Source organism: Streptomyces sp. P13-3-3 (assembly GCF_050571355.1).
Classification (GTDB): Bacteria; Actinomycetota; Actinomycetes; order Streptomycetales; family Streptomycetaceae; genus Streptomyces; species Streptomyces althioticus.
Genome location: NZ_CP192228.1, coordinates 772,987 through 786,798 on the forward strand (window position 1 = coordinate 772,987; position 13,812 = coordinate 786,798).

General features: G+C 73.0%; 10 protein-coding genes. 2 read left to right on the forward strand and 8 right to left on the reverse strand.

Annotated features, from left to right (window positions below; translation table 11 throughout):
- Nucleotides 1–140: 140 nt before the first annotated feature.
- The 4 genes from ACQZOG_RS03640 to ACQZOG_RS03655 form a co-directional block, all read right to left on the reverse strand.
- Nucleotides 141–1,811, reverse strand: a complete 1,671-nt coding sequence (locus ACQZOG_RS03640) for an LCP family protein (protein ID WP_203550691.1) — start codon at nt 1,809–1,811, stop codon at nt 141–143.
- Nucleotides 1,812–1,893: 82 nt separating this feature from the next.
- Nucleotides 1,894–3,663 (reverse strand): LCP family protein, encoded by a 1,770-nt coding sequence (locus tag ACQZOG_RS03645; protein WP_033276222.1) that lies wholly within the window; start codon nt 3,661–3,663, stop codon nt 1,894–1,896.
- A gap of 243 nt (nt 3,664–3,906) precedes the next feature.
- Nucleotides 3,907–5,115, reverse strand: a complete 1,209-nt coding sequence (locus ACQZOG_RS03650) for an LCP family protein (RefSeq protein ID WP_033276223.1) — start codon at nt 5,113–5,115, stop codon at nt 3,907–3,909.
- Nucleotides 5,116–5,308: 193 nt separating this feature from the next.
- Nucleotides 5,309–6,070: a TIGR03089 family protein gene (locus tag ACQZOG_RS03655; RefSeq protein WP_037639938.1), complete on the reverse strand. Its 762-nt coding sequence runs from the start codon at nt 6,068–6,070 to the stop codon at nt 5,309–5,311.
- A gap of 140 nt (nt 6,071–6,210) precedes the next feature.
- On the opposite strand from ACQZOG_RS03655, the gene ACQZOG_RS03660 reads away from it, so the two are divergent.
- Complete coding sequence (locus ACQZOG_RS03660; RefSeq protein WP_037639936.1) at nt 6,211–7,776, forward strand: peptidoglycan recognition protein family protein; 1,566 nt, start codon at nt 6,211–6,213, stop codon at nt 7,774–7,776.
- A gap of 107 nt (nt 7,777–7,883) precedes the next feature.
- Nucleotides 7,884–8,966, forward strand: a complete 1,083-nt coding sequence (locus tag ACQZOG_RS03665) for a sugar phosphate nucleotidyltransferase (protein ID WP_033276225.1) — start codon at nt 7,884–7,886, stop codon at nt 8,964–8,966.
- 469 nt (nt 8,967–9,435) lie between these two features.
- Here ACQZOG_RS03665 and ACQZOG_RS03670 read toward each other — a convergent pair whose 3' ends face one another.
- Genes ACQZOG_RS03670 through ACQZOG_RS03685 form a run of 4 tightly spaced genes read right to left on the reverse strand, consistent with a single transcriptional unit; the run spans nt 9,436 to nt 13,328 of the window.
- Nucleotides 9,436–10,440, reverse strand: coding sequence for a DNA-3-methyladenine glycosylase family protein (locus ACQZOG_RS03670; protein WP_058916687.1), 1,005 nt, complete (start codon nt 10,438–10,440; stop codon nt 9,436–9,438).
- Between the two features lie 49 nt (nt 10,441–10,489).
- Nucleotides 10,490–11,797 carry a coenzyme F420-0:L-glutamate ligase gene (locus ACQZOG_RS03675; RefSeq protein ID WP_193468472.1) on the reverse strand — a complete coding sequence of 436 codons (1,308 nt, stop codon included), beginning with the start codon at nt 11,795–11,797 and terminating at the stop codon, nt 10,490–10,492.
- Nucleotides 11,794–12,753 carry a 2-phospho-L-lactate transferase gene (gene cofD / locus ACQZOG_RS03680; protein ID WP_037639930.1) on the reverse strand — a complete coding sequence of 320 codons (960 nt, stop codon included), beginning with the start codon at nt 12,751–12,753 and terminating at the stop codon, nt 11,794–11,796. Before cofD ends, ACQZOG_RS03675 begins: the two co-directional genes overlap by 4 nt.
- Nucleotides 12,754–12,794: 41 nt before the next feature.
- Nucleotides 12,795–13,328, reverse strand: a complete 534-nt coding sequence (locus tag ACQZOG_RS03685; RefSeq protein WP_037639928.1) for a cysteine dioxygenase — start codon at nt 13,326–13,328, stop codon at nt 12,795–12,797.
- Nucleotides 13,329–13,812 lie beyond the last annotated feature (484 nt).

The following is a 13,812-nucleotide window of genomic DNA, read 5'->3' on the forward strand; positions in this document are numbered from 1 at the left end:
CTTCCCACCCCTGGAAACACCTCGCTCCGGCACGCAGGCCCCGCCCTGCGTCCTGTTAGACGCTTGACAGGCCCGTCAGTTGCCCCGGGTTTTCCCTCGATTTCCCCAAGGGGTGGCGCGGACCCCGCCCGCCGCGGGCGCTACCAGCGGTACGGCGCGTACACGTCCATGCAGGCGCCCTTCTCGTCCGCGCTCAGCGCGTCGGCGTCGTCCGGCAGGTCGCCCGCCTTCGGCGGCTCCGGCGCCCGGTACGTCCCGCCCTCGCGCCAGTCCGCGCCGACCACCACGGTGACGCCGGAGACGTCGGCGGACCTGCGGACCGAACTCATCGGTATGCCGAGGGACTTGGCGACCCGCTGGGCGTCCCCCTCGAGGTCGGCGGCCGGATACCGCACGACGGTCCGCTCCTCGGCACCGGCGGCGGAGGTGTCGGGCGCGGCACGGGTGAAGCCCTGCTCGGCCAGCTCCCCGGCGATCGCGCTCGCCCGGCCGGTGACCGGCCCCTCGGTCGCCGACCGGGTCGCGTTCCGCACCAGCACGCCGATCTCGTCGTCGGGCGCGGACGGGTCCTTGGTGCGCTCCTCGCGGGACGCCTTCCCGGCCCCGCCCGTGCCGCCCTTCGCGCCCTCGTCGCCCTTGCCGTCGTTGCCGCCCTTGTCGTCGAACGGCACGTCGTCGCGCAGCAGCGCCCAGACCTGCTCTGCGTCGTTCCCGGCGGGCAGGAGGTGGTTGGCGTTCTGCGGGTCCTGGACGGTCGGCAGTGTCGTCATCGTGATGCGCTCCGGCGGCACCGTCCTCAGCTGCATCCCCAGGTCGTACAGCTTCTTCACCGACCCGATCTCCTCGGAGACCTGGAGCGACTTGGTGGCCGCCTCCGCGAGATCGGTGAGCCGCCCGGTGTCGGTGAAGACGTTCTGCCCGCGCAGCGTGCGGATCATCGAGTTCATGTACATCCGCTGCGCCCGGGTGCGCAGGATGTCGCTGCCCCACGCGTGCCGGGTGCGCAGCCACTGGAGAGCCTGCTCGCCCTCCACCTTGGTCGTGCCGGCCCGCAGCTTCAGGCCCGAGCCGCCGGGCACGCCGGGCAGCGGACGGTCCCACACGTTCTGCCGGACGCAGACCTCGACGCCCCCGACCGCGTCCGCCATCCGCACCACGCCCGCGAAGTCGATGGTCATCCAGTGGTCGACGTAGACACCCGTGAGGTTCTCCCAGGTGGCGAGCGTGCAGCCCGGACCACCGCGCGCCAGCGAGGTGTTGATGATGTCGTTGGTCTCCGGATACGTCGTCCCGGTGTCCGGGTCGGTGCACCGGGGGATGTCGACGCGGGTGTCGCGCGGGATGCTCACCACGGCCGCGCTCTTCCGGTCGGCGGCCAGGTGGATCAGCATCTGCACGTCGCCGAGCGGCGGGTTGCCGCGGTTGGCCTTGCCGCCGCCGAGCGCGACGTTGGCGTCGGAGGCGCGGCTGTCGGAGCCGATCAGCAGGATGTTGAGGGGGGTCTGCCCGGCCGCGTTCGGCGCGGACCGCTCCGCCTTGGAGTCGCCGCTGCTGCGCTCGCCCTTCACCAGGTTGTCGTTGAGATGGTCGTAGTACAGGTAACCGGCGCCCGCCGTGCCGAGTATCAGCACGGCCAGGGTCGTCGCCGACCAGCGCAGGGCGCGCCGTGCCCGTCCGCCGCGCGGTCTCCCGCCGCCGTCGCCGCCCTCGGCGGCACGCGCTCCCTCGGGACGGTCCTCCTCGGGCGGGCCGGACCGGCGCGGGGCGCCGTCCTGCCGTGCCCCCTCCTCGTACACGTCACTTCGCGTCATCGTGCGGTGTTCTCTCCCCACCCCTGGACATGGAACGGGCCCGTCTGCGCCCCGTAGGACGCGAGACGGGCCCGTCAGGTGCCTATTCGGCGCAGACGACCTTGTCCGCCGTGGATTTCTTGATGTCGTCCGGCGCCTTGTCCGGAGGCGTGAGCGAGACGCCCGCGCCCTTGAAGTCCTTGCCGAGGGTCAGCGTCATCGCGGGCACACCCTGCGAGTTCGTGACGCTCTCGCCCGGCTTCATCGCCGACCCGGACAGACCCATGATGTCGGCCAGCCGCCGCGCCTGGTCCGCCTGGTCGGGGGCGTACTCGAGGGTGGTCTTCGCCAGCTCCGCGGGTGCGTTGCCCGCGTTCTCCGACTTGTTGACGCCCTGCTGGACCTGGAGCCAGCTCAGGGTCGACTGGGCGCTTCCGGCGGGCGCGCCGCCGTTGAGGACGCGCACCCGCACTTCGGAGGCAGGGGCCTTCGCGCCCTTCAGCCGGGCGGCGACGGCGGCCTTCTCCTTCTTCTGCTGCTTCTTGACCTCGGTGAACGACACGTCGTTGCGGATCAGGTCGAAGACTTCCGGCGCCTTGGCGTCGTTGAGGACGACGGTCGCCTTGATCTTCTCCGCCGGGTTGTCGACCACCGGGACCGTCGTGAACGTCAGGTTCTTGACGTTGAGCTTGCCCAGCTCCAGACCGAGGTCCTTCAGCTTGTTGATGCTGTTGAGCTGGGAGTCGACGGTGAGCGCCTCGGTGGCCGCCTCGGCCAGGTTGATCATCTTGGACGGGCTGGTGAGCGTGTCGTTCGACTTCAGCTTGCGCATCAGCGCGCTCAGGAATTGCTGTTGCAACTCGATGCGGCTGAGGTCGCCGCCCAGACCCACGGAGTGACGGGTGCGCACGAACGCCAGAGCCTGCTCGCCCTCGATCTTGTGAGTGCCCTTGGGCAGATTCAGGTGCGAGTCGGGGTCGTTGATGTCCTTGCCCAGGCACACCTCGACACCCTCGACCGCCGAGGTCAGTGTCTTCACCGCGTTGAAGTCCGCCACCATGAAGTTGTCCGGCTTGATGCCGGTCAGCTCGGTCACGGTCCGCATGGTGCAGCTGGGCGTCCGGCCGGCCTGGCCGAGGCTGGTGTTGAAGCGGACGCCGGTCTCGCCCGGGATGACCTTCTCGCTGCCGTCCTCCTGCTGGGTGGGGCAGTCCGGGATGTCGACTATCAGGTCGCGCGGGATGCTCAGCGCGGTGGCGTTGGAGCGGTCCTTGGAGACGTGCAGCAGGATCGTGGTGTCGGCGTGGCCCTCGCTGCCCTTGTCGCCGTAGCCCTCGTTGCCCGAGCCGGTGCGCTTGTCCGTGCCGATCAGCAGGATGTTGATGGCCTCGTCCTTCTTGAAGCCACCGGTGCCCGCGCCGTCGTCGGAGACGGACGTGATGTTGTCGTTGAGGTGCTCCAGGTACAGGTAGCCGCCCACACCCGTGGCGAGCACCAGGAAGGCCACCGTGCCGCTGGTCCACAGCAGCACCTTCTTCGCCTTCTTGGGCTTCTTCGCCGGCCGGCGCCCTCGGCGGCCCGCCGGAGGCTCCTCCTCCTGCGCACCCCGGCGCCGGCGCTGCGGCGGCACGTCCCGCCCGGGCGTCTCATCTCCGGGAGCGGCGCGGCCGGGGCCGTCGGGTGCCTGGTCGGGCGACGCCGACCGGGCCCGCGGATTCCCCGCCCCCGGGTTCCGCGGCCCGCGCGGGGCCGGAATGGGCGACTGCGGTGCGGAAGGGCTCAGTCGCAGTTCGTATTCGCCGGTGTGCGGATTGAGTACCCACTGGTCTGCGGGATCGATGTTCTCTCCCCGCCCACGGCCTTGCGCGTCCACGGTCGCTCGAATCCTCCGTCGGGGCCACGCGGCGCCTTTCCCCTCCCAAGGCGCTCGGGTCTCGGTCACACAGTGCGGGATCTCAGGACGGGCCTGAAGGAACGGACGCACCGGAGGGCTCACACTAACGGGCCTGATCGGCGTCCGGCGACGTCGGTGACGAATTCCACGCCTTCACAAGGGGCAATCCGCCCATTTCCGTGGACAGGAGTTCGCAGCCTGGGAGTTGTCTTTGAGTTTCCTTTACGCGCAGGTGTCCTCGGCGGCGGTGTTGCCGGAGAACGTGGGCTCCGGGGACGCGCTGTCCGCCGGTGCCGCCGTTTCCTTTTCCGTGGCCTTTCGCTCACCGTCCGTGCTCACGCGCAGGGCTTCGTCCTTGCGCAGCCGCTCGAACAGTTTCCCGGCGGCGGGCTGGGCGAGTTGATCCCGATTCACGTCTCCGGCGTAGGACTCCCTTGGCACGGTGAGGAATTGCACACCTTCCGTAGGGATGTCACGGAGCCCTCGTACGAGTTCGTACAAACCGCGCAGGCTGGCGAGTTCGGGGTCGGTCGTGAGGGACGAGGTGGCCGCGTCCAGAACGGGATACAGCTTCACCGGATTCAGCAGGATCTCGTTGCTGCGGACCTTGTTGACCAGCGCGCCGAGGAACCGCTGCTGGCGTTCGATGCGGCCGGTGTCGCTGCCGTCCCCGAGGCTCTTGCGGGCCCGTACGTAGCCGAGGGCCTGCTCCCCGTCGAGCGTCACGCGCCCCGCCGGCAGGTGCAGGTGGGCGTCCTTGTCGTCGATCGGCCGGCTCAGGCACACCTCGACGCCGTCCACCGCGTCGACCATGTCCTTGAACCCCTCGAAGTCGACGACGACGTGGTGGTCCACGCGGATGTCGGTGAGCTTCTCCACGGTGCGGATGGTGCAGGCCGAGCCGCCCACCTCGAAGGCCGCGTTGAACTGGGTGAACATCGGCGCGCTGCGCGATCCGTCGGGGCGGCGGCAGTCGGGCACGTCCACCATCAGGTCCCGCGGTATCGACACGGCGGTGGCGCTGCGCCGGCCCGCCGACAGATGCAGCAGGATCACCGTGTCCGAGCGCTCGGTGCCCGGATCGCGCCCGTAGCGGCGGTTCTCCGCGCCCGCCCGGGAGTCCGACCCGATCAGCAGGATGTTGAGGGCGTCCTTCACCAGGGCGGTGGGCCGGTCCTTCTCGAACCGGGCGAGCTCGGCCGCCGCCGCCTCGTCCGGGGTGATGTTCCCCTCCAGCTTCATGTACACCGCCCACCCGGCGGCCGCGGCGCCCGCCAGCGCGAGGGACACCCCGAGGCTCACCCCCCACACCCAGCGCCGGCGACGGCGGCGGACCGCGCCGCGCCCGCTCGGCGAGGAGCCGGAGCCCGGACCGAGAGGGCGCCCCGCCCCGCCCTGGCCCTCGGGGGGTATGCCTGCGGTGTCGCTCATGCCGGTTCCACCCCTCCCTGCGTACGGGCCGGGACGGCGTACGGGTGCGGGCCGCTCCGCGTGCCGCGCGGGAGCGCCCCGTGAGGCGCGCGCCGCTCGGTGTGCCGCTTCCTACGACTGTGGCCCGGAGGAGGGAGGAGTGGGGGGTGGTGCTGCGCCGAACGGGTGACGGCGGTGTGCTCCGGCGGGCAGGTCAGCGGGCGATGACCGTGACCCGCTCGCTCTCCACCCGCTTGTCCAGGGCGTCGGCGTCCAGCCGGTCGACGTTGCGGCACAGCACCACGGAGCCGCCGGTCGCCAGCGGCGCGTACAGCCCGGCGTTCAGCCCTTCCCAGGTGTCGTACGGCAGCCCGGACAGGATCCGGGAGCCGGGGCCGGTCAGCCCGAGGTCCGGCGCCTCCGCGCGGGCCCGCTCGACGACCTCCGCGCCCGAGAACTCCCGGCCCGCCACGATCAGCGCCGGCTCCTCCGGGTCGACGGGCGCGTACGGCACGAACCGGTCGCCCTGCCCCGGCACCTCCACGGCGTAGTCGGCGAAGCCCTCCGGCGGCTGCGGGAAGCGCCCGCCGAGCGGTCGCAGCGCCAGCGCGACCCGCGGGCCCGAGCAGGCGCGGGCGGCCTCCAGCGACTCCGGCTCCGGGCCGCTCACCACCACGTCCGCCGCGGACGGGTCGCCGCCGACGTCCGCGACCACGCCGACCGACGCGCACGCCAGCAGCCACACCGCGGTCTGCCAGTGCGCGGGCAGCAGCAGGGTCACCCGGTCGCCCGGTTCGACGGACAACTCGTCCTGGAGCAGGTTGGCGGTCTTGGCCACCCAATTGGCGAAGGTGGCCACGGACAATTCGACCCGTTCGCCCGTGGCGTCGTCGTAGAAGGTCACCAGGGGGCGTCCCGGGTCCGCGGCGAGCGCGGAACTCAGCAGGTCGGCAGGGGTGCGGTCGGTGGCGTTCACCCGCGCAAGCGTACGCGGCCCCCGCCGGGCGCACCCTCCGTGCGGGCCATGGGCGGGCCACCGGTTCGGGGGAACGGCAGCCGACAGACCGTCATATGAGCGATGGACAGATTTGTCTGACTGTGTCCAAGCTCAGGGGCATGCGTGGAATTCTTGCTTCCTCAATCGGCGTCACGTGCGCCGCGGCCCTCGCCCTTCCGCTCGCCCCGCCCGCCGCCGCGTCCGACGCGCCCGACGCGCCCGACGTGGCCACGCGCACCGTGGGGACGGCCGACGTCCAGGCCGGCTCCCGAGTCGATGCCCGGGGCGACTCCCGGGCCGATGTCCGGGCCGAAGTCCCGGGCAGTACCCAGTCGCTGCCCCTGCGGCCCCTCACCCACGACCGTGCCACAGGCGCCGTGCTCGGTCTGACGCCCCGGACGGTACGGACCTTCTCGCTCCTCGGCGTCGTCTGGGACGATCCCTCCGCCCACCTGCACGGCCGCGTGCAGGTCCGCACCCGTGCGGTCTCCACGGGGGAGTGGACCGACTGGCGGGACGTCGAGACCCACTACACCGAGCACGGTGCGGACCCGGACTCCCCGGAGGCCGCCTCCGGGAAGACGCGGGGCGCCACCGCGCCCCTGTGGGTGGGGGAGTCGAACGGGGTCGAGGTGCGGGTGCTGCCGGAACCGGATTCCGGTGAGCCGGAGGACGTGGACCCTGTCGACGCGGAGGCGGATGAGGGTGTGTCAGGCGGGGAGGGGGCGGGGGAGGGTGCCGGTGAGGGGGCCGGTGAGGGGGCCGGTGAGGTGTCCACCCTGCCGGCCGGGATGCGGCTCGATCTGGTCGATCCGGGGGAGGCGGAGTCCGGGGGGTCCGAGGTGTCCGGGGGGTCCGAGGGGTCCGAGGGCTCCGGAGAGGGGACGGGAGGTGCCGAGCCCGCCGAGGAGCCCCGTACGGACGTCATGACCGCCGCGGCCAAGGCCGCCTCCGCCGCCAACTCCGCCCTGGTGCCGCTCGGCGCCACCCAGATCCCCTCGCTGACCGCCGAGGAGACGCGGGAGGAACTCGTCACCCTGCGCGGCACCGAACTGACCGAGCAGCAGCAGGCGAAGAAGTACATCGGGCCGCGGCCCGCCATCACCACCCGGCGCGGCTGGGGGGCGGACGAGAGCCTGCGCGAGAAGAGCTTCGTCTACACGAGTTCGGTCAAGGCCGCGTTCGTGCACCACACCGCCTCCGGGAACAACTACTCCTGCTCCCAGGCGCCCTCCCTGATCCGCGGCTTCTACCGCTACCACACCAAGAGCCTGGGCTGGCGGGACATCGGCTACAACTTCCTCGTCGACAAGTGCGGCCGCATCTACGAGGGCCGGGCCGGCGGCGTGGCCAAGCCGGTCAAGGGCGCGCACACCATGGGGTTCAACACCAAGACCACGGGCATCGCCGTGATCGGCTCCTACGGCTCCAAGAAACCGTCCTCCAAGGCGGTGAAGGCCGTCGCCCGGCTCACCGCCTGGAAGCTCGGGCTGCACGGCATGAACCCGAAGAAGAAGACATCCCTGACGTCCGGCGGGGGCAACCTGTACGCGAAGGGCAAGAAGGTGAAGATGAAGGTGATCTCCGGCCACCGGGACGGGTTCAACACCTCCTGCCCCGGGGGGAAGCTGTACTCGAAGCTGGGCAGCGTGCGGTCCAAGGCCGCCGGGTACCAGGGCCGCTGAGGAAGCCGGCCGGGGGCCGGCCGCTCCGCTCCTGCCGGGAGCCGTCTGCATACACTGGCCGGCCGAAAGACAGTTCGGCCGGTCCCGGCAGGAAGCAGAGACGACAGGTGACAGAAGCGATCCTCCTGGTCGGCGGCAAGGGCACGCGGCTGCGTCCGCTCACGGTGCACACGCCCAAGCCCATGGTCCCGGCGGCCGGGGTGCCGTTCCTCACGCACCAGCTCGCGCGGGCGCGCGCGGCGGGCGTGGAGCACATCGTCCTCGCCACGTCGTACCTCGCCGAGGTGTTCGAGCCGTACTTCGGCGACGGGTCCGCGCTGGGGCTGCACATCGAGTACGTCACGGAGGAGGAGCCGCTCGGCACGGGCGGCGCCATCCGCAACGTCGCCTCGCGGCTGCGCTCCGGGCCGGACGAGCCGGTGCTCGTGTTCAACGGGGACATCCTGACGGGGCTGGACATCGGGGCGCTGGTGCGGACGCACGAGACGTCCGGCGCCGATGTCTCGCTGCACCTGACGCAGGTGAGCGATCCGCGGGCGTACGGGCTGGTGCCGACGGACGACACCGGGCGGGTGCTGGCCTTCCTGGAGAAGCCGCAGACGCCCGAGGAGATCGTCACCGATCAGATCAACGCGGGGGCGTACGTGTTCCGGCGGTCGGTCATCGACACGATTCCCGCGGGGCGGGTGGTGTCGGTGGAGCGGGAGACGTTCCCGGGGCTGCTGGAGGCGGGGGCGCACCTTCAGGGGATGGTCGACTCGACGTACTGGCTGGACCTGGGGACGCCGGCGGCGTTCGTGCGGGGGTCGGCGGACCTGGTGCTCGGAAAGGCGCCGTCGCCCGCCGTGCCGGGGCGGTGCGGGGACCGGCTGGTGCTGCCGACGGCGCGGGTGGCGCCGGACGCGAGGCTGGAGGGCGGGACGGTGGTGGGCGAGGGGGCGTTCGTCGCGGAGGGCGCGCGGGTGTTCGGCTCCACGATCCTGCCGGGCGCGGTGATCGAACCGGGGGCGGTCGTGACGGATTCGCTGGTCGGGACGCGGGCGCGGGTGGGGGAGCGGGCGGTGCTGACCGGGGCGGTCATAGGGGACGGGGCGGTCGTGGGGGCGCGGAACGAGCTGCGGGAGGGTGTGCGGGTGTGGTGCGACGCGCGGATCCCCGCCGGGGCGGTGCGGTTTTCTTCGGACCAGTAGGGGGGTGGGGTGTGAGGCCTGCGGCGCATTCACCTGTTCGGTGGGGGTTGATGTAGCGCCCACGGTGGGGTGAGTGGTGCGGGGCCGCGGTGGGGGTGGTCGTCCTCGGTCTGGCGCGATGAGGGTGCTTACGAGGGGGAGGGCGCGGACGCGCCAGCCGCTGCGGGCGCCCACCCCCACCCCGTCCCCTCCCCGCCGCGAGCGGCTACACCGACACCGGTGGCGAAGGCCATCTCCCCGCTCCCGTCACGCGGGGCGGCGGCACTTCGCGCCGACTGCGGGCGCGCGGCGGGCTGGCGGCCGCACATGTCGCCAACCGCGGGCATGCGTGCCGCCTGGGGCGGCACGGGTGGGCGCGGCGGCGCCCTGTCGGCGCCAGGTGCGCGAACCCCCCCGGCCCGCACCAACGCCGGGTGAGGAGAGGGGTACGGGTGTGCCACACCCGTACGGTGCCGCGCAGCACGGAGTGCTAGAGCCGCCCGATGTCCCCGTGCGGCATACGGGGCGCCCGCCGCGCAGGCGTCCTCCCGCTCAACAGAATGAGCCGCACGGCCCGATGCCGCTGCCCCGCATACGGCTCGAGCAACGACAGCATGACGGAGTCGTCCGCATCCCGGTCCCCCGCCAACGCCCACCCCACGATCCCCGGCAGATGCAGATCCCCCGTCGTCACCGCATCCACCGCCCCATGACTCCGCTGCACCGTCTCCGCCGACGTCCACGGCCCGATCCCGGACACCAGCTCCAGCCGCGCCCGCGCCTCCTCGGGAGACAGACGGGCCGCCTCCTCCATCCGCGCGGCGACCCGCACCGCGCGCAGCACGGTGGAGGCCCGCTTGTCGTCGACACCGGCGCGGTGCCACTCCCAGGAGGGGATCAGCGCCCAGGTGCGCGGCGCCGGCATCACCGCCATCCGCTCGGGCGCGGGCCCGGGCGCGGGTTCGCCGAACTTGCGGACCAGCAGCCGCCACGCCCGGTACGCCTCCCCGGTCGTGACCTTCTGCTCCAGGATCGACGGGATCAGCGATTCGAGGACCAGCCCGGTGCGCAGCAGCCGCAGGCCCGGCAGGCGGTGGTGGGTGAACGCCAGCAGCCGGTGCCGGGGCACGAACGCGGACGGGTCGTCGGCGGCGCCGAGCAGTTCGGGGAGCCGGTCCAGGAGCCAGTCGGCGCCGGGGCCCCACGCCTGGCCGCGGACCGTGTCTCCGTGCACGCTCACCCGGAGGGTGCCGGGGCCCACGGGCGTGAGGCTGGTGCGCCACGCGGCGCCGTCCGGGGTCGTGCGGAACGTCGGGTCGCCGGTGCCGCGGCGCAGCGGGCCGAGGACCAGGCCCAGGTCCAGGGGGCCGTCCGGCACCCAGGTGCGGGTCCGGGGCGAGGCCGGCGCGCTGCGGGGCCCCCGTGGCGACGGCATCGCGACATGGCCGCCGCGCACGGTGGTCCGCGTCGGGCGGGGAGCGAAACGTCCGGCCACGAGAGTTCCTGGGGTGAGAGGGGAAGCTCCTACGAGAGTAGGGCCTCGCTCACCGCACCTCGATGAAACGGGCCGCGTCCCGCTCGGGGCGGGGGCGTGGCTCCTCCGCCGGGTGGCCCACCGCGACCGCGCCCATCGGGTCCCAGTCGGCCGGCAGGTCCAGGACCTCGCGGACCACGTCACGGCAGAACATCGTCGACGACACCCACGCCGAGCCGAGGCGCTCGCCCGCGAGGGCCACCAGGAAGTTCTGCACACCCGCGCCCGTGGCGACGACGAACATCTCCCGCTCCGCTCCGTCCCTGCGGGCGTCGCCGTAGTGGTGCGAGCCGTCCATCACCAGGCAGGGCACGACCAGGTAGGGGGCGTTGCGCAGGACGTCGCCGCGGCGGATCCGCTTGGCGACGGACTCCTCGGACTTGCCGTCCCGGCGCAGGTCCTCGATCCAGGCGTCGCGCATCGCGTCGAGGAGACGGGTGCGGGTGTCGGCGGATTCGAGGAGGACGAAGCGCCAGGGGGTGGTGTGGTGGGGCGCGGGGGCCGTCACGGCGGCGGCAACCGCGCGGCGCACCGCCTCGGGGTCGACCGGCTCGTCCGTGAAGGACCGCACCGTGCGGCGCTGGGTCACCGCCTCGCGGACCGCCTCGGACGTGCCGAGGCGGAACATGTCGTCGCGCGCGGCGCGGACCAGGGCACGGGCGCCCTCGGTGTCGTCCGAGGACGTGGTGTGCGGCAGGCCGCGGACCACCGCCACGGGGAGACCCGCTGCCTTGCCCTTGACCAGGTCGCCCGCGGCGGCCAACTCGTCGGCGGTGGCGACGACCGTGGCGGCGAGCGGGTTGCCGTGCGCGTCGGTGCCGCCCCGCAGGTCGTCCAGCACGCGCACACCCGCCGCGCCGATCGCGACGTCGGTCAGGCCCGCGCGCCACGGGCGGCCGAAGGTGTCGGTGACGATCACGCCGACCTCGACGCCGAGCGCGTCGCGGACCCCCTGGCGGATCGTGCGCGCGGAGGCGTCCGGGTCCTCCGGGAGGAGCAGGACCGTGCCCGGCGCCGTGTTGGAGGCGTCGACGCCGGCGGCGGCCATGACCAGGCCCTGCCGGTTCTCGACGATGCGCAGGGGGCCGCGCCGGGCCACCACCCGTACGGTCTCCGCGTCGATCGCGGCCTCCCGGTCGGCGGCCTCGACGATCCGGCCCTCCGCCTTGGAGACGATCTTCGAGGTGACCAGGAGGACGTCGCCGTCGGCGAGGTCGGGCGCGGCGGCCGCGATCAGTTTGGCCAGGTCGTCGCCGGGACGGATCTCGGGCAGGCCGGGGAGGGCCCAGACCCGGTAGGCGGGGTGCGCCTCGCTCATGCCGTCCGGACCTCCTCGGCCAGGGCCAGCGCTTCGCCGGCCATCCGGGCGGCCGCGTCCACGTCGGTCATCATCAGCGGCACGGCCCGGCAGCGGATGCCCGCCGCCTCGACCCGCTCCACGCTCGCCGCGTCCACGGTGTCCACCAGCCAGCCGTCCAGCAGCCCGGAGCCGTAGTGCTCGGCGACCGCGGCCGCGGTGGACTCCACGCCGACGGCGGCGAGCACCTTGTCGGCCATGCCGCGCACCGGCGCGTCCCCCACGATCGGGGAGAGGCCGACCACCGGCACGCCCGCGTCGGCGATGGCCTCGCGGATGCCGGGCACCGCGAGGATCGTCCCGACGGACACCACCGGGTTGGACGGCGGGAAGAGGACGACGTCGGCCTCGCCGATCGCCTCCAGGACGCCCGGCGCGGGCTTGGCCTGCTCGGCGCCGACCGGCACGACAGCCTGGGCGGGCACCGACGCCCGCAGCCGCACCCAGTACTCCTGGAAGTGGATCGCCTTGCGCTCGCCGTCCAGCTCGACCGCCACGTGCGTCTCCACGCGGTCGTCGGTCATGGGGATCAGGCGTACGCCGGGCTGCCAGCGGTCGCACAGCGCCTCGGTGACCGCGCTCAGCGGGAAGCCCGCGCCGAGCATCTGGGTGCGCACGATGTGCGTGGCGAAGTCGCGGTCGCCGAGCCCGAACCAGTCCGGGCCGACGCCGTAGGCCGCGAGTTCCTCCTTGAGGTGGAAGGTCTCGTCGCTCCGCCCCCAGCCCTGCTCCTCGTCGATGCCGCCGCCGAGCGTGTACATCACCGTGTCGAGGTCCGGGCAGACCTTCAGCCCGAAGAGGTGGATGTCGTCGCCGGTGTTGCCGATGACCGTGACGTCCGCGTCCGGCGCGGCCTGCTTCAGACCGCGCAGGAAACGGGCACCGCCGATGCCGCCTGCCAGAACCACAATGCGCATGGGGCCATCCTCGCAGGCCGCCCCGACATCGCGTCAGCCAGTCACCGGAGCGTTGCCGGGCGTGCCTCGCAGTGCGGGGCGGCGGGGGAGGCGGCGGCCGGACGGAGCCGGGACGCGGGGTGCATCGGCATCTCGGTCAGGCCCGGGTAGTAGACGTGCAGGCTGACCGCGGGCTCCAGGGTGTCGTTGACGACGTCGTGCGCGTAACCGGGCGCGAAGACCCGCTGGTCCCCGGCGGTCAGCACGCGCGTGCCGCGGTCGGTCCGCTCGGTCAGCGTGCCGGCCAGGACGGTGAGCACGCCGGAGGAACGGCCGTGGTCGTGCGGTCCGCTGCCCTGGCCGGGCACCCAGGACAGCAGCCACACCTCGTAGCCGGGGCCGGTACGCAGCCGGTGGTACCAGCGGGTGGTCGCGTCGTAGCGCACGAGGGGTTCCCACTGGGCGCGGTCGGCGGCGACGGCGCGGGCCAGGCCGGCGAACTCGGCCACGGTGGAGGGGTGTTCACGCTCGGGCTGGAGCAGGTGCGGGACTTCGAGGATGTCGCCGGCGATCTGGAGGTCGCTGTCGCTGTTCATGGGTTACGGAGGTCCTCGGCGCGGAGAGGCGGGGCGGTGGGGGAGTCGCGCCGCGCGGTGCCCGGGTCGCGGGCGGGCGGCAGGGGCGCCCCGGTGAGGGCGGATTCAGCGAAGGGGGCCGGGCCCCTGAGGGGCGCGGCGGAGGCCGGAGCGGGGTGGCTCAACAGCCGGTACAGCGACAGCTACAGCGCGCGCGGGCAGCACCGAGGAACCCGGCGGAGCGGGTCGAGGTGAGTGCCGGATTCGCGAGCATGCCCACAAGGAGAGCGGTTCACACCACCGAAGTCAACTCGACGCCCGGTATGTGGGATCGGGTTCACCTCATCCGGTTCATCTGGGAGGTGAAAGGTTTGCTCAGCCGGTTGCCGGGACACAAGGTGCGCACGGCCGGGCGCCCCGCGCGCCGTTGCGATCCCGTGACCCGACTGTGATCCGGATCGCCGCGGCGAGGGGTGTCGGAACGAGATCGATCCTCTGGGCGTCC